Origin of the sequence: Phycobacter sedimenti (assembly GCF_038148855.1) — a bacterium.
Lineage (GTDB): Bacteria > Pseudomonadota > Alphaproteobacteria > Rhodobacterales > Rhodobacteraceae > Phycobacter > Phycobacter sedimenti.
Genome location: NZ_JBBVGR010000007.1, coordinates 283,338 through 298,993 on the forward strand (window position 1 = coordinate 283,338; position 15,656 = coordinate 298,993).

General features: G+C 60.0%; 18 protein-coding genes, 2 tRNA genes and 1 pseudogene. 17 read left to right on the plus strand and 4 right to left on the minus strand.

Annotation, left to right across the window (positions count from 1 at the left end; genetic code table 11):
* Positions 1 to 133: 133 nt before the first annotated feature.
* The gene (locus AADA15_RS14375; RefSeq protein ID WP_341642242.1) at positions 134 to 2,821 is read left to right on the plus strand and encodes a type I restriction endonuclease subunit R; all 2,688 of its coding nucleotides are present in this window, start codon (positions 134 to 136) and stop codon (positions 2,819 to 2,821) included.
* Positions 2,822 to 2,873: 52 nt separating this feature from the next.
* Here AADA15_RS14375 and AADA15_RS14380 read toward each other — a convergent pair whose 3' ends face one another.
* Positions 2,874 to 4,403, minus strand: a complete 1,530-nt coding sequence (locus tag AADA15_RS14380; protein ID WP_341642243.1) for a DUF6538 domain-containing protein — start codon at positions 4,401 to 4,403, stop codon at positions 2,874 to 2,876.
* A 79-nt stretch (positions 4,404 to 4,482) separates the two neighbouring features.
* Positions 4,483 to 4,557 (minus strand) — tRNA-Thr (locus AADA15_RS14385).
* 34 nt (positions 4,558 to 4,591) lie between these two features.
* Between AADA15_RS14385 and AADA15_RS14390 the strand changes: the two genes are divergently transcribed.
* From AADA15_RS14390 to AADA15_RS14425, 8 genes are all read left to right on the plus strand, one after another.
* On the plus strand, positions 4,592 to 4,798 hold the full coding sequence (locus tag AADA15_RS14390; RefSeq protein ID WP_341642289.1) for a hypothetical protein: 207 nt from the start codon (positions 4,592 to 4,594) through the stop codon (positions 4,796 to 4,798).
* Between the two features lie 4 nt (positions 4,799 to 4,802).
* Positions 4,803 to 6,071 (plus strand): UDP-N-acetylglucosamine 1-carboxyvinyltransferase, encoded by a 1,269-nt coding sequence (murA, locus tag AADA15_RS14395; RefSeq protein ID WP_341642244.1) that lies wholly within the window; start codon positions 4,803 to 4,805, stop codon positions 6,069 to 6,071.
* Positions 6,071 to 6,550: a DUF2948 family protein gene (locus AADA15_RS14400; protein ID WP_341642245.1), complete on the plus strand. Its 480-nt coding sequence runs from the start codon at positions 6,071 to 6,073 to the stop codon at positions 6,548 to 6,550. The genes murA and AADA15_RS14400 overlap by 1 nt, the downstream gene beginning before the upstream one ends.
* 78 nt (positions 6,551 to 6,628) lie before the next feature.
* Positions 6,629 to 7,930, plus strand: coding sequence for a histidinol dehydrogenase (gene hisD, locus AADA15_RS14405; RefSeq protein WP_341642246.1), 1,302 nt, complete (start codon positions 6,629 to 6,631; stop codon positions 7,928 to 7,930).
* 117 nt (positions 7,931 to 8,047) lie between these two features.
* Entirely contained in the window at positions 8,048 to 8,527 is a 480-nt protein-coding gene (locus AADA15_RS14410) for a UPF0262 family protein (protein ID WP_341642247.1), read from the plus strand.
* Positions 8,528 to 8,530: 3 nt separating this feature from the next.
* Positions 8,531 to 8,989: an arsenate-mycothiol transferase ArsC gene (locus AADA15_RS14415; protein WP_341642248.1), complete on the plus strand. Its 459-nt coding sequence runs from the start codon at positions 8,531 to 8,533 to the stop codon at positions 8,987 to 8,989.
* On the plus strand, positions 8,986 to 9,381 hold the full coding sequence (locus AADA15_RS14420) for a ketosteroid isomerase-related protein (protein WP_341642249.1): 396 nt from the start codon (positions 8,986 to 8,988) through the stop codon (positions 9,379 to 9,381). Before AADA15_RS14415 ends, AADA15_RS14420 begins: the two co-directional genes overlap by 4 nt.
* Positions 9,381 to 9,968, plus strand: a complete 588-nt coding sequence (locus AADA15_RS14425; protein WP_341642250.1) for a GNAT family N-acetyltransferase — start codon at positions 9,381 to 9,383, stop codon at positions 9,966 to 9,968. The genes AADA15_RS14420 and AADA15_RS14425 overlap by 1 nt, the downstream gene beginning before the upstream one ends.
* A gap of 64 nt (positions 9,969 to 10,032) precedes the next feature.
* On the opposite strand, the gene AADA15_RS14430 is transcribed toward AADA15_RS14425, so the two are convergent.
* Complete coding sequence (locus AADA15_RS14430) at positions 10,033 to 10,590, minus strand: hypothetical protein (protein ID WP_341642251.1); 558 nt, start codon at positions 10,588 to 10,590, stop codon at positions 10,033 to 10,035.
* 193 nt (positions 10,591 to 10,783) lie between these two features.
* On the opposite strand from AADA15_RS14430, the gene AADA15_RS14435 reads away from it, so the two are divergent.
* From AADA15_RS14435 to AADA15_RS19305, 8 genes and pseudogenes are all read left to right on the plus strand, one after another.
* A complete protein-coding gene (locus tag AADA15_RS14435; protein ID WP_341642252.1) occupies positions 10,784 to 11,662 on the plus strand; it encodes a carbon-nitrogen hydrolase family protein in 879 nt (292 codons plus the stop codon).
* Between the two features lie 83 nt (positions 11,663 to 11,745).
* Positions 11,746 to 11,964, plus strand: coding sequence for a translation initiation factor IF-1 (infA, locus tag AADA15_RS14440; RefSeq protein WP_005620785.1), 219 nt, complete (start codon positions 11,746 to 11,748; stop codon positions 11,962 to 11,964).
* A 130-nt stretch (positions 11,965 to 12,094) separates the two neighbouring features.
* The gene (locus AADA15_RS14445) at positions 12,095 to 12,676 is read left to right on the plus strand and encodes a Maf family protein (RefSeq protein ID WP_341642253.1); all 582 of its coding nucleotides are present in this window, start codon (positions 12,095 to 12,097) and stop codon (positions 12,674 to 12,676) included.
* On the plus strand, positions 12,673 to 13,695 hold the full coding sequence (locus AADA15_RS14450) for a ribonuclease E/G (protein ID WP_341642254.1): 1,023 nt from the start codon (positions 12,673 to 12,675) through the stop codon (positions 13,693 to 13,695). The genes AADA15_RS14445 and AADA15_RS14450 overlap by 4 nt, the downstream gene beginning before the upstream one ends.
* Positions 13,692 to 13,895 (plus strand): DNA gyrase inhibitor YacG, encoded by a 204-nt coding sequence (locus tag AADA15_RS14455; protein WP_341642255.1) that lies wholly within the window; start codon positions 13,692 to 13,694, stop codon positions 13,893 to 13,895. Before AADA15_RS14450 ends, AADA15_RS14455 begins: the two co-directional genes overlap by 4 nt.
* Before the next feature lie 82 nt (positions 13,896 to 13,977).
* Positions 13,978 to 14,052: transfer RNA gene (locus tag AADA15_RS14460), tRNA-Phe, on the plus strand.
* Positions 14,053 to 14,300: 248 nt separating this feature from the next.
* Positions 14,301 to 14,648 carry an Arm DNA-binding domain-containing protein gene (locus tag AADA15_RS19300; protein WP_437343199.1) on the plus strand — a complete coding sequence of 116 codons (348 nt, stop codon included), beginning with the start codon at positions 14,301 to 14,303 and terminating at the stop codon, positions 14,646 to 14,648.
* Between the two features lie 31 nt (positions 14,649 to 14,679).
* Positions 14,680 to 14,790: pseudogene (locus AADA15_RS19305) on the plus strand (phage integrase central domain-containing protein); the annotation flags it as partial.
* Between the two features lie 171 nt (positions 14,791 to 14,961).
* Here AADA15_RS19305 and betI read toward each other — a convergent pair.
* Complete coding sequence (gene betI / locus AADA15_RS14465; RefSeq protein WP_341642256.1) at positions 14,962 to 15,588, minus strand: transcriptional regulator BetI; 627 nt, start codon at positions 15,586 to 15,588, stop codon at positions 14,962 to 14,964.
* Between the last annotated feature and the right edge of the window lie 68 nt (positions 15,589 to 15,656).

Below are 15,656 nucleotides of genomic sequence, written 5' to 3' on the forward strand. Positions count from 1 at the left end.
GTTGCTGTTCCGCTTTCTCAAGACGACGCAACCCGACGCATGGCAGGTGCTGGAAGATCACTACAGCGCGCAGGCAGAGGCAGAGGTTCTGAAACGTCTTGAACAGGCGTTGAAGCAGAACCCCACCCATGTCGTGCTGCGCGAGGGCATCAAACTGGTGCCGAACATCCGGTTCGCGCTGTGCTTCTTCAAACCCGCGTCGAACCTGAACCCCGAACTGACCCTCCTATATGAGGCAAACATCCTGTCGGTGATGCGGCAGGTGACCTATTCGTCGAAGAACAAGAACGCCATTGACCTAGTGACCTTCGTCAACGGCATTCCGGTCGCAACGCTTGAGGTCAAGAACTTGCTGACCCAGCAGAACTTCAAGCACGCCGAACGCCAGTATCGCAAGGACCGCTCCCCCAATGGCGAACCCCTGTTGACCTTCAAACGCGGCGCTATCGTGCACTTGGCGGTGGACCAGGACAATGCGTCGATGACCACACGCCTGATGAACGGCAAGACACGGTTCCTGCCGCTCAATCGGGGGCGAGATGGTGGCGCTGGGAACCCCGATGTGCCGGGGGAGAACCGCACAGCCTACCTCTACAAAGACCTGCCAGACGGTAAGGCAGTCTTCTCCCGAGAAGTCCTGCTGGACCTCATAGGCCGATTCATCCATCTGGAACGCGGAGGCGGAAAGGAAGTGCTGATCTTCCCGCGCTTCCAGCAACTTGATGCCGTGCGGAAACTGTTGGCAGACGCCAAGGCAAATGGCGCTGGGCAGAACTACCTCATCCAGCATAGCGCTGGGTCGGGCAAGTCGAACACTATCGCCTGGACAGCACACCAGATCATCAATCTGCATGACGATGAGGACAGGCCACTTTTCGACACGGCCATCATCGTGACCGACCGGCTGGTTCTTGACCGGCAGTTGCAGAACACCATCGGAGGATTCGCACAAACCGCCGGGGTGGTGAGGAAAATCGATGGAACCTCACGCGACCTGAAGAAGGCTATCGAAGGCGGTGCGCGCATCATCATAACAACCATTCAGAAGTTCGGAACGGAGCATCTTCAGGCAATCTCTGGGCAGTCCTCCAAGAACTTCGCCGTGATCATCGACGAGGCTCATTCGTCACAATCCGGCAAGGCGGCCCAAGCAATGACCGACGCGTTGACCCGAGAGGCAACCAGTTCGGATGACATCGAAGACATGATACTTGCCCATCAGGCCGCAAGGGGGCCGCAGAAGAACATCTCCTTCTTTGCATTCACGGCCACCCCCAGGAATGTCACGCTTGAACGTTTCGGGCGAATTGGCATGGACGGGAAGCCCCATCCATTCCACCTTTATTCCATGCGGCAGGCCGTCGAAGAGGGCTTTATCCTCGACGTGCTTCAGAACTACATGACCTACAAAGCCTACTATCAGCTCGAAAAGACCATCGAGGATGACCCGGCCTTCAAGGGGCGAAAGGCACAGGCACGTGTGGCGCGATATGCCTCACTGCACCCGACGGCCATCGATCAGAAGGTCGATGTCATCGTGGAACACTTTCGACGACACGTTGCCAAGGAGTTGGGTGGACAGGCAAAGGCGATGGTCGTCACGCAGAGCCGCGAGCACGCGCTTCGCTATTGGCAGCAAATCAACAAATATATCGCGAACAAGGGGTATACGGACCTAAAGGCATTGGTCGCCTTTTCGGGCGATCTCGAGGTTGATGGCGCAAGCTGGACCGAAGCGACCGCGAACGGTTTTGCCGAAACCGAACTGCCAAAAAGATTCGACACTGATGAGTTCCAAATTCTCGTGGTCGCCGAGAAATATCAAACTGGCTTCGACCAACCGAAGCTGGTCGCGATGTATGTCGACAAGAAGCTTGCCAACCTGCAGGCCGTCCAGACGCTGGCGCGTTTGAACCGGACGCACCCCGGAAAGGACAAGACCTTTGTCCTCGATTTTCAGAACACAATGGAAGAGGTCAAAGAGGCTTTCGCCCCGTTCTTTGAAGCGACGGAACTCGAGGAACGCACAGATCTCAACCAGATATATGACCTTGAGCAGCGCATCTCGGGCGCGTCCTACATAGCTACCGATGAGGTGGAACGGTTCGCGGAACGGTTCTTCAAGGGGAGCCTATCCGCCCAGGACAGGTTGGAACTAGAGGGAACCGTTCGGTTGGCCGTAGAGCGGTTTGTTCTGGATGAAGACGAAGCGCAACAGGAGGAGTTCCGGCAACTTCTGAAGAGCTTTCAGAGATTCTATTCATTCGTGGCGCAGGTGGTGTCACTCAGCGATGCATGGCTGGAGAAGCTCTATGCTTACACGTCGTGGCTTTCTCGCTTGCTACCGTCGCGCGATGTTCCTGCCGATATTGCCATCACAGACGACATGCTGACGCTTTCGGCATTCAGGCTGCAGAAAAACGAAGAGGGCAGCGCATCACTTACCAAAGGCGCAACATCGACGCTAGCTCCGATCACGGAGTTCGGTGCGAACCCCTACACTGAAGAAGAAGAGAAATCGCTGTCAGAGATCATCGATTCCTTCAACGAACGACATGGCACGAACTTCACCCGCGAAGACTTCCTACGCTTCGAGCGGGTAAACCGAGAAATTCTCGACGACGATATGCTCGATATGATGCGAAACAACCCAGCTGACGTCGTCTACAACGCATTCTCGCAGGCCTTCTTTCAGGGGATGGTGCGCATGTTTCAACAGGACAATGAGATGCGCAGCGTTGTGATGACCGACAAGGATGCCCGAGAGCAGGCCACGCGGCACTTCTTCAACAGGGCGCAGCGACAAGCGCAATCCCTTTGAAACGCCCTACCGTTCGGCCAACACCCCATGCGGAAACATGCTGTCGGATGGTTCAGAGAGGGACGTCGATGCGCGGCAGCTTGCAGATTTCGCGGTATAGCGTTTCGACCGGATATTCACCGTAGTCTTCTCCGGCAGTGCGACCCGCATGGCCTTGGATGGCCCCGAGGTATTCCGGGGCGATGTCCGCATTTCGGCCCACCGTCTTGAACCTGTGCCGCCACGCGTGGTTCGGCTGGATTCGTTCATCGGTTATCCCGACGCTTTCCCTTACCCATACTGCGATCTTGTCCCGCGCGTTGCCCGATCTTTTTAAGGCCTCCGCTGCGGTTGATGACCCAGAGTGGAATAGGTAGCCGCTCTTCGAGTTTCTGATGAAGTCCAGAAGGCCAATCTCCTGCAAATGAGGATGGACCGGAACGTCCCTGTATCGCCCCGCCTTAACGCTTCCGGCTTCTGGTGTGATGGTGATTTGCGGAATTCCATTCACGACGGTTAGGTCTTCCTTGCGAAGCTGAGTTATTTCACCCGCCCTCGCCCCCGTATAGGCGCATATCCAGGGCACCCACCGGCATGCCAGCTTGTTGTGGTGCGCCATGTTCGGCGACTGTTCGAAAACTCTGTTGGCTGCCGACAAGATCTGCTTTGCCTCTGCTTCGGTATAGCCAGATGAGCGTGATTTGACCCTCGGCGGAATTTTCACGCTGACACTTTTCGCAGGGTCACTATCTATCAGGAACTTGGAGTGGGCCAGCCGGAAGACGGTCTTAACCGCAGCTAGGTATTTCCCGCTGACCGTCTTGGGGGTGAGACCCTGTTCGTGCCGCAGATGATCTGTCCATTCGGAGATTTCTCGCGGGGTAATGCGATCAACTTCTTCATGGCCTAAGTAGTCTTTCAGGGCGTCCAGCTTCTGCCGGAAGTCCTTGACCGTGTTTTTCGATTTCCCGTTGGCAAGGTGGTCTTTCTCCCACTTGTCGAACAGGTCAGACAGAGTCGGCGCAGAGGATGATTCTGAGGGCTTTTTCTCAGGCGACCATTCTGGGAACCGATTGGCGTTGGGGTCGGGTGAAAAGTCTCCCTGTGACCGCTTGTGCTGCTGTTCCGTCGCCTGTTCCCATGCGCGCTGGACTTCTTTTATCAGGCGTGCCCTGCTCACTGCGTCCGTTGCAATGCCATTTTCCATCAACAGTTCGTCGACTGCCGAACCGTACCATTGCTCCAGCGCCAGATCGTTGTCGGCTGCCTGCGCATTCAAACGAGTCACCTGCGCCCAGATCGAAGGTTCGCCGGGTTCCGTGTCCAAGGTCATCATGAGGTTCTGGTATACCTGACCGGCCAAGCTGACGATTTGCTTAAGAGGGAGCGGTTCAGGCTTGGCCCTCAGGGCTGCCCAGCGCCGTTGGAGCGCCGCATACTCGGCTGCGAACCGCTCTTTGGCCTCAACAGGGTCTCTGGTACGGAGTGACTTGGGCACCTCTTTACGACCGACCAAAGCGACTAGGTCGGCAGGAACACGAACGCGGATGTAATAGATTCCGCTCTTTTTGTCTTTTACGGGCCGAGGCATGATTAGGGACACTGTGTAGGACTCCTGTGTAGGAGTCGACAAGTGAAATGCGTTGATTTTACGCAAGTATTTGTGTTTTCAAGGTAAATCATGGTGCTGCTGGAGAGAATTGAACTCTCGACCTCTCCCTTACCAAGGGAGTGCTCTACCTCTGAGCTACAGCAGCGCCGGTGAGGGGGCTTTTAGGGATAAACGCCGGGGTGCGCAAGACCATTCTGGACGGTTTTTTCACACTAAGATACACAAGGTTTATGGCAGATAAAAAATCACCAAAAACCAGTGCTCAACCCGCGAATCGCGAGGATCGCCTGAAGGCGGCTCTCAAGGCGAACATGGCCCGCCGCAAGGCGCAGGCCAAGGCGCGCGCGGCCAAAGGGGACTCAGAGGCAGGCAGTTCGGAAAGGTAAGCAGATGGATTCGATTCTGGTAACGGGCAACGGGCCGCTCAGCGGTCAGATCCCGATCGCGGGCGCCAAGAACGCCTGCCTGACATTGATGCCGGCCACCCTGCTGAGCGAAGAGCCGCTGACGCTGACCAATGCACCGCGCCTGAGCGACATCAAGACCATGACGCAGCTGCTGCAATCGCTGGGCGCCGAGGTCTCGGCGCTGCAGGATGGTCAGGTGCAGGCCATGTCGAGCCATAACCTCGACAATCACGTGGCCGACTATGACATCGTGCGCAAGATGCGCGCCTCCAACCTGGTGCTGGGGCCGATGCTGGCGCGGCTCGGTCAGGCGGTGGTGTCGCTGCCGGGCGGCTGCGCCATTGGCGCGCGCCCGATGGATCTGCATATCTTTGGACTGGAAAAGCTCGGCGCCGAGATCGATCTGCGCGACGGATACCTACATGCCAAGGCGCCCGGCGGCCTCAAGGGGGCGGTGATCGACCTCTCCTTTGCCTCGGTCGGCGCGACCGAGAACATTTTGATGGCCGCGACACTGGCCAAGGGCACCACCGTCATCAACAATGCCGCCCGCGAACCAGAGATTTCAGACCTCGCCGACTGCCTGCGCAAGATGGGGGCCCAGATCGAAGGCGATGGCACCTCGCGGATCGAGGTACAGGGCGTTGATCGTCTGCATGGGGCCACCCATCAGGTGGTCACCGACAGAATCGAACTGGGCACCTATATGCTGGCGCCGGTGATCTGCGGCGGCGAGGTGGAGCTTCTGGGCGGGCGCATGGGTCTGGTCGGCAGCTTTGCCGAGAAACTGGACGAAGCGGGCGTCGATATCACCGAGACGGAAGCAGGCCTCAAGGTGCGCCGCCGCGCTGAGCGCGTAAAGGCGGTGAATGTCACCACCGAACCCTTCCCCGGATTTCCGACTGACCTGCAGGCGCAGATGATGGCGCTGATGTGCACCGCCGATGGCGTCAGCGTTCTGGAAGAGAAGATCTTCGAGAATCGCTTCATGCATGCGCCCGAACTGACCCGGATGGGCGCCCGGATCGACGTGCATGGCGGCACCGCAACCGTAACCGGAGTGGAGCGGCTGAAAGGTGCCCCGGTGATGGCGACCGACCTGCGCGCTTCGGTCTCCTTGATTCTGGCGGGGCTGGCGGCCGAGGGTGAAACACTGGTGAACCGGGTCTATCACCTAGATCGCGGCTATGAACATGTGGTCAGCAAGCTGTCCGGCGTGGGCGCAAAAATCGAGAGGATCAAGGGGAACTGATGACTGACGCAACCTTTGAAGAGGGCCGCGAGGCACCGCTGAACCTGGGCGCACAGGAAGAGGAAGATCTGAAGGTCCTGTCGGCATTGGTGCAGGATTCTGTCTTTCCGGTCACGGAAATGCGTTGGCAGGCATCCAAGCGCCGCTTTGCCCTCCTGATCAACCGCTTCCGCTGGGAAGACCGCGCCGCCGCCGAGCGGCGCGCCCGCGCCTATGAGCGGGTGCAGTCGCTTCTTGTGGTGGACAATGTTCTGGGCGTCGCCTCGCAGGGCTTTGACCGCAGCGACAAGGAGCTGATCCTGTCACTCCTGTCGCTTTCGTTCGAACCCGGAGAGGATGGCGCGGGCCAATTGGTGCTGACGCTGGCCGGAGACGGCGCCATCCGCCTTTCGGTTGAGGCCCTTGAGCTTCACCTGCGCGATGTGACCCGGCCCTACACCGCCCCTTCTGGCAAGGCCCCGGACCACGGCGACGGCTGAAGCGGCCCTGTCCGCCGCTGCAGCTTGCCCCCTCTCTTTCTGCCCTATATGTCCCCTGCGCACAGCCGGAGAAACCAGATGCCCGTTTTCCTTGATACGTCCGATGCCGATTTCGAAGCCGCCTTTGCCGCGCTCCTGAGCGCCAAGCGCGAGGACAGCCCGGATGTGGACGCGGTGGTGGCCGATATCATCGCCGATGTGCGCGCGCGCGGCGATGCGGCGCTGATCGAGCTGACAGCAAGGTTCGACCGGCTGGAGCTGAATGCCGACAAGCTGGCGATCTCCGAGGCAGAGGTCGACGCCGCCATCGCAGGCGTACCCGCAGAGGAACGCAAGGCGCTGGAACTGGCCGCCGAACGTATCCGCGCCTATCACGAACGTCAGATGCCCGAGGATGCGCAATGGACCGATGCGGCGGGCGCGACACTTGGATGGCGCTGGTCAGCGGTCTCGGCTGCGGGGCTTTATGTGCCGGGCGGGCTTGCCTCCTACCCCTCTTCGGTGCTGATGAACGCCATTCCGGCCAAGGTTGCGGGGGTCGAGCGCCTCGCCATCACCGTACCCACACCTGATGGCGTTCTGAACCCGCTGGTTCTGCTGGCCGCGCGGCTGGCCGGGGTGGATGAGATCTACCGTATCGGCGGCGCCCAGGCGATTGCGGCGCTGGCCTATGGCACCGAGACCATTGCTCCCGTGGACAAGATCACCGGCCCCGGCAACGCCTTTGTCGCCGCCGCCAAGCGTCGCGTTTTCGGCAAGGTGGGGATCGACATGATCGCCGGGCCGTCAGAAATTCTGGTGATCGCCGACAAGGACAACAATCCCGACTGGATCGCGCTGGACCTGATGAGCCAGGCCGAACACGACGAAAGCGCCCAATCGATCCTGATCACCGACGACGCCGCATTTGGCCGCGCCGTGGCCGAGGCCGTGGACAAGCGCCTTGAAACTCTGGAACGCCGTGCCATCGCAGGCGTCAGCTGGCGGGATTTTGGCGCGGTGATTACCGTGCGCGACCTGAACGAGGCGGCAGAGCTGTCGAACCGGATCGCGCCAGAACACCTTGAACTCTGCGTGCCCGACCCCGAAGGGCTGAGCGAGAAAACCATCCACGCCGGCGCTATTTTCCTGGGCCAGTACACGCCCGAAGCCATCGGCGACTATGTGGGCGGCCCGAACCACGTTCTGCCCACCGCGCGCTCGGCGCGGTTCTCGTCAGGGCTGTCGGTGATGGATTTTCTGAAACGCACAACGCTCGCGCGAATGACGCCCGAAGCCCTGCGCGCCATTGGCCCGGCTGCGGAAACCCTCGCCCAAAGCGAAAGCCTTGAGGCGCACGGGCTGTCGGTGACGGTGCGGCTGAACGCTCTGAACGACTGATTGCGACACAGGCTCGGACGACGTAGCGGCGAATGAGGGCATCGGCAGTCAGACGATTGCCGCGCAGCGCGCCATGGTCTAGTGAGAGTGCAAACCAGGGTAAGAGGTCTCACACCCATGAGCCGCATCAGTCATATCGAGCTGGACGACAGCAACCTGCCGCCCCCGACGCCGGAGATCGAGCAGGAGCGCAAGGTGGCGCTGTTTGACCTCATCGAGGAGAACTCCTTCACGCTGCCCGCCCGCGACGGCCGCGAGGTTCCCCCCGGCCCCTATCACCTGGGGCTGGCGATCCGGGACAAGCGGCTGGTCTTTGATATCACCACCGAAGACGGGCAAAAGGCGGCCGAGTTCCATCTGTCGCTGTCGCCCTTCCGCCAGGTGGTCAAGGACTACTACCAGATCTGCGAAAGCTATTTCACCGCCGTGAAGACCCTGCCCCCCAGCCAGATTGAAACCATCGACATGGCCAGGCGCGGCATCCACAACGAGGGCAGCCGCGTCCTGCAGGAGCGGCTTGAAGGCAAGGCCGATGTCGACACCGACACCGCCCGCCGCCTCTTCACCCTGATCTGCGTCCTGCACTTCGGAGGCTGACGGGTGGAGCAGTTGCCGCAGTCCATTCTGTTCTGCTGTGACCACAACGCGGTCCGATCCCCCATGGCCGAGGGGATCATGAAGAAATTCTATGGCACCGGCACCTATGTGCAGTCGGTCGGTGTCCATAACGACATGGAGATCGACGGTTTCTGCATCGCCGTCTGTCAGGAAATCGGCGTCGAACTGTCACGGCACCGGTCGCGCTCTTTCGACGAGATGGAGCAATGGGGCGATGATCTGTCCTCCTTCGATCTGGTGGTGGCCCTCTCGCCCGCCAGTCAGCGCCGTGCGCTGGAGCTGACGCGCTATTTCCATCTGGACGTGGAATACTGGCCGATCATGGATCCGACCGGCCTTGGCGAAACCCGCGAGGCCAAGCTGGACAGCTACCGCCAGACCCGAGACCAGATCATCAAACACCTGAAATCCCGCTGGGGCGAACCGACGGAGCTACTATGAGCGAGACCATTGCGCGCTATTTCGAAGCCTTCAACGCAGGCGATACCGATGCCATGATCGACTGCCTGTCCGATGACGTGGCCCATCACGTCAACGAGGGCAAGATCCGCGTTGGCAAGGAAAAATTCGCCGCGTTCTGCGACCACATGAGCCGCTGCTACCGCGAAGAACTGACCGACATGGTGATCTTTGCGACCCCCGATGGCCACCGCGCGGCTGCCGAATATATCGTCAACGGCACTTATCTGGAAACCGACGCGGGCCTGCTGACGGCAAAGGGCCAGACCTACCGCCTGCCTGCCGGGTCCTTTTTTGATCTGAAGGACGGCAAGATCTCCCGCGTCACCACCTATTACAACCTCGCCGACTGGATGGCGCAGGTCTCCGCCTGATGGCGCTGCGGATCGAGCCCCTCACCGGCGCGGCGCTTGAGGCCGCGCTGGATGATGTGGCCGCCCTGCGGATCGAGGTCTTTCGCGCCTGGCCTTATCTCTACGACGGTGATCTCGCATATGAGCGCAGCTATATGCAAAGCTACCGGGGCAGCACCCGCGCCGTAGTAGTCGGTGCCTTTGACGGGAGCCGCCTTGTGGGTGCTGCGACCGGAACGCCGCTGGCTGATCACGCCGACGATTTCGCCGCCGCCTTTGCGGGCACCGACATTGATCTCGCCACCGTTTTCTACTGCGCCGAATCGGTGCTTCTGCCCGAGTATCGCGGTCAGGGCGCAGGCCACGGGTTCTTTGACGCGCGCGAAGCCCATGCCCACGCCCATGGCTTCAGCAAATCCGCCTTTTGCAGTGTCCAGCGCCCCGAAGATCACCCGCTGCGCCCCGATGACTATGCTCCGCTCGACCCCTTCTGGCGCAAACGCGGCTATGCCCCCCTGCCCGGTGTGGTGGCAGAGTTTTCCTGGAAAGACGTGGATCAACAGGCCGAAACCCGCAAACCGCTACAATTCTGGATCCGGGATCTCTAGGCTTGCACCTGTTCCTAGCGGAGAGACACCGGTGACAGGCAGGGACCCCGTCCCTTGCCACCTACTATGAGTTTTCGGGCAATTTGCACTTCTTTAGGAGGGACGCGAAATCGTCAGAGGTCATCGCCGCATAGAGAATGTCATCAAGGCAACTGCGTTCATGAGTGGTTGCCAGATCCCGTGCATCGAGGAGGACAATTCTGCGACGTTGGACAAAAACTGGCAGGATATGCAGGCGCATGGACAGCGACACGCGATCCAATATGACGGTCTTTGACCTAAACGTTCGTGCAAGTTCCTTTGTATCCAGCCCCAGGCTCTCCGCCAGCGGAAGACCCTCAATCTGTGGGAACCCGTCCAGCAGGAACACCCAGATCTGCACGTCATTCAGCGTCTCCGGCTCCTGGTCAGAAAGCACCCCTTTTGGGTCAGCCATCATGACATCGAATATCGGCGGATTTCGCCAGATTTCGTTGTCCTGCCAGAACATGAACGTGGCCGGGTTCAGCTTGCGCTCAAGATCGGCGATGGCCGCGCTCTTTATCGACGCTAGCGAGAAAATGAAGTACGCGCCTACAACAACCAGATAGACAAGGGCAGCCCGAATAATCCACTTTTTCAAAACGATATTCCATCCGTAGTCTTGATAGGCAATACCTTGCAGGCGGCAAGTAGCCAGTCAACCCTTACGGGAACGCACCTCCAGATCTGACTTGGCCACCCTATTACAATCGACCGCCTCTTGATCCTCGCCCCAAAACACGTTCTGTTTTCCCGGACGCATTTGCCACGAAACCAACAACGAATGAGCCCCCATGAAAATCGCTACCGCCGCCTATCAGATGGACTGGCTCGACAGCTGGGCCCAATATGAAGACAAGCTTGCCGCATGGGTCGGGGACGCCGCGAAAGAAGGCGCCGATCTGCTGGTCTTTCCCGAATATGGCGCGATGGAGCTGGCGACGCTCGATGGCGCCGATGCTGCCCGCGATCTGGAGCGGTCCCTTCATGCGGTCTCAGACCGGATGGAAGAGGCGGCTGCCGTGCATCTGAAACTGGCGGCGGAACATGGCGTGCATATCCTTGGCGCCTCGGCCCCCGTCGATGCGGGCTTTGAGCGCCCGGTGAACCGGGCTGAGCTTTACACCCCCACCGGCCAGCGCGATCACCAGGACAAGCAGATCATGACCATGTTCGAGCGTGATCCCTGGAATGTCATGGGCGGCGGACCGCTGAAGCTGTTTGACACCGCGCTGGGAAAGATCGGCGTGCTGATCTGTTATGACAGCGAGTTTCCCCTCCTGGGCCGCGCGCTGGCCGAGGCGGATATCATCCTTGTGCCGTCCTGCACCGAGGCACTGGCGGGCTATTGGCGGGTGCGCATCGGCGCCATGGCGCGGGCGCTGGAAAACCAATGCGTCACCGCCATGGCCTCGCTCGTCGGACAGGCGGATTGGTCCGAATCGGTGGATGTGACCATTGGAATGGGCGGCATCTTTGGCCCGCCCGACACGGGCTTTCCTTCGACCGGGGTCCTTGGCGAAGGCACATTGGGCGAACCCGGCTGGACCTTTGCCGATGTCGACCTGCAAACCATCGCAGATGTGCGCCGCGCGGGCGTTGTGCGCAACCGCAGCCACTGGGATGAACAGGAACCAAGGGTAAAAACCGTCACAAATCGCCTCATGCGGTGATTGCGCCCTTGAAAAATTGGCAGAATGCGCCCATTTAAGCGCATCCCCGCATTGTGTCGGGGCAACGCAACGATGGAGAAAACATGGCCAAGGAAGATACGCTCGAATTTCCCGGTGTCGTGAAGGAACTCCTGCCCAATGCGACGTTTCGGGTCGAGCTGGAAAACGGCCATGAGATCATCGCACATACGGCAGGCAAGATGCGCAAGAACCGCATCCGTGTTCTCGCTGGCGACCGGGTTCAGGTGGAAATGACCCCCTATGACCTGACCAAAGGCCGGATCAACTACCGCTTCAAGTAAGCACGGGTCCGACCGGACGGCAAAACCAGACAAGCAAAGCCCGGCCTCGACGCCGGGCTTTTGTTTTCTGGGCATTGCTCATAGAACTCGCTGCAAGATTTGATGGCACGCAACGACAAGGGGCCTATCCATGGCATTCATTCTGGGATCGGGCAGCCCAAGGCGGCTGGAGCTTCTGGCGCAGCTGGGCGTCACCCCGGACGCGGTGCGTCCGCCGGACATCGACGAGACCCCAAAAAAGGGTGAGCTGCCCCGCGATTACTGCGCCCGCGTGACCCGTGAAAAGGTCGCCGCCGTCCCCGCCGATGCGGATGACGTGGTGCTCTGCGCCGATACCACCGTGGCGCTGGGGCGGCGGATCATGGGCAAACCGGAGGGTGCCGGGGAGGCCGCCGAGTTTCTACTGGCGCTGTCGGGGCGACGGCACCGGGTCATCACCTCGGTCGCGGTGCGCCGGGGGACGCGCATCTGGCAAAAGGACGTGGTCAGCCAGGTGAAGATGAAGCGCCTGTCGGATGAGGAACTGAACGCCTATCTCGCCACCGATGACTGGCAGGGCAAGGCGGGCGGCTATGCCATTCAGGGACCTGCAGGCGCCTTTATCCCTTGGATCAACGGCTCCTTCACCGGCATCGTCGGATTGCCGCTCTGTGAAACCGCCCATCTTTTACAGGCCGCAGGCTGGCCGCTTTACAAGGAGGCCGCCGCATGAAGGGCCGCACGATCATTCTCGACCACATCGACGGGCGCGAAGCTGCCGCCTTGATGGTGGATGGAAAACTGGACGATTTCCTGATCGACGGCGATGCACCCGTGCCGGGCACCGTCTACCGCGCCCGCGCCGACCGCCCGGTAAAGGGCCAGGGCGGCATGTTCCTGACCACCCCCGACGGCCCCGCCTTCCTGCGACAGGTCAAGGGAATGGCACCGGGGCAGCAGCTGCTGGTGCAGGTCACCGGCTACGCCGAACCCGGCAAGGCGATCCCGGTGACGCAGAAACTCCTGTTCAAAAGCCGCTATGCCATTGTGACGCCCGAGGCTCCGGGGCTGAACATCTCCCGTTCGATCCGGGACGAGGATGAACGCGACCGCCTGTTGGAAATCGCCCATGAGGCGATGGATGGCAGCGACCACGGCCTGATTCTGCGCTCGGCCTGTGACGGTGCCGACCCGGATGAGGTGGCCGAGGATATCGCTGCCATGGCCACCCTCGCCGATCAGGTGCTGAACGATCATGGCACCGAAGTGGAAACCCTGGCCGAGGGCGACAGCCCCCATATCCGCGCCTGGCGTGACTGGGTGGAGCCTGCCGAGGTAGAGCGCGCGCCCGGCGGGTTTGAGACCCACGGCGTGCTGGATGCGCTGGAGGATGCACGCGGCATTCGCCAGCCCCTCTCCGGCGGAGCCTTCCTCTTCATCGAACCCACCCGCGCCCTGGTGGCGGTGGATGTGAACACCGGCGCTGACACCTCTCTGGCCGCGGGGATCAAGGCCAACATGGCCACAGCCCGCGCCCTGCCCCGCGCCCTGCGCGTCCGCGGCCTTGGCGGCCAGATCGTGCTGGATCTTGCACCGATGCCAAAGAAGGATCGCCGCCCCTTTGAAAGCGCGCTGCGCGCGGCCTTTCGCGCCGACAGCGAAGAAACGGTTCTTGTCGGCTGGACCAACCTTGGCCATTTCGAGCTGCAGCGCAAACGCGGACGCATCCCCCTGCAGGAGGCGCTGGAATGAGCTGCCCCCTGTGCGGTGAAGACACCGCCCGTGCCTATCGCCCCTTTTGCTCCAAACGCTGCGCCGACCGCGACCTCGCACGCTGGCTGAACGGCAGCTACGCGGTGCCCAGCCAGGACCCTGAAGACATTGAAAAGGCACTGGAAGAAGCTGAAAAAACGCTATCCTCCGATGAATCCGGATCGCGCCTTAAACATTGACGAATTTCTTTCAAAAAGCCTCTGGACACCGTGCCCGCCACGGCATAGAAGGCCTGCACCCAAGGCGAACAGCCTTTCCCGTGCCCGGGTAGCTCAGGGGTAGAGCAGTGGATTGAAAATCCTCGTGTCGGTGGTTCGATTCCGCCCCCGGGCACCACAATCACTTCCAGTTGTGGTTGGTATCATCTTCCAATATCCTGAATTTCATCGAAAACATCGGATCCTTTGTCGGAGTTTTTCCGAAGCGATCTCGCCTATTCCACCCCAATTGGGGGTATGAGTCGGGGTACTGCCGAGGTCGTGAAATGAGGGTACCCCCAGATGCCTGTATTGAGCGATGTCAAGGTCCGGGCGTTGAAGCCCAAAGAAAAGCCCCACAAGCAGGCCGATTTTGATGGCTAGTTCGTGTTGGTCAATCCAAACGGCTCCAAGCTGTGGCGCTTCACGTACCGCTTGATGGGTAAGGAGAAGCTGCTCTCGTTTGGAAAATACCCAGATTTGAGCCTCAAACAGGCACGGGACAAAAGAGACGAGGCGCGGAAGGTCCTCGCGGAAGGAAAAGATCCGTCATTTGAGCGCAGGAAAGTGCAAGCCACAAAGGAGGCCGAACACCGGAAACCTTCGGTAAGCTCGCAGATTCTCTTTTGGAGAAGAAGCGCTTGGAGGGCAAATCCACCTCCACCCTCGCCAAGACGGAATGGTTGCACGCTCTCCTCTGCGCCGACCTGGGAGGCTATCCAATCGGTCACATAACCGCGCGAGACCTCCTCGTCCCCCCAGAAAGATGGAAGCGAGGGGCCGCAACGAGTCCGCACTTCTCATGCGGTCTGCCGCTGGTCAGTTTTTTCGATATGCCATTGCACGGGGGCTGGTGGATAACGACCCAACCTTCGGCCTCAAGAATGCCTTGACCCGAGCGCCGGTCAAGCATCGCTCGGCCCTATTTGATCCCCAAAGGATAAACTGCCGTACACGAAGTCGGCAGCAGGCCACAATGAATGCTATCAAAGGAGCGGCACCAAACTGCGGCACGTCCAAAGGCTGGAGAAGGGAGCTTCGGGCAAACTCAAAAGTGCCTGGCGAAGACCAGCCGAAGATAATCCATCACCTGACCCTCAGCCGTGTCCCGCGTGAACTTGGCTGGATACATCAACATGTTCAGCCAGAGACCATCGAACATACCTTCTAGGGTTTGCGCGACCTTGTCTGCATCGGCATGAGGGTAGGCGCCTTCGGCGATGATACTCTGGCATAGCTCTGCACAGAGCTCCTGTCGCTCCATGTCGATCTGCGAAGAGATCAACCGATAGGCCTTTCGATGGTTGGCTTCGCCGAAAAAGGCGAACCAGACTGCCAGCTTCTTTCGGCTGCAGATACGCGGGTGGAACTGTGACGACACGATCGAGCGCAGTTTGTCCACATCCGACAGATCATCGCGCTGCACATCCCGCAACCACAGGTCACGATGCTCGGCCGCCAGATGCCTCAGCGTCTCGGACAGCAGCGCGTCCTTGCTCTTGAAATGGAAATTGGCCAGCCCCAGCGACAGACCGGCCTCTTTGGCAATGGCGTTGAGGGTGGTGCCGGAAATCCCCTTGCGGGCAATGCAGGTGATGGTTGCGTCGATCAGCTGTTTGCGGCGCACTTCTGGGGGTGCGGTGCGCGGCTTTTTCGTCGGGGATGTCGGGATCATATGTCATGTCTATTGAATGTTCATTCAATCAGTATTTTGATTGCTTCAGGCGGTCAATTGTAGGATTT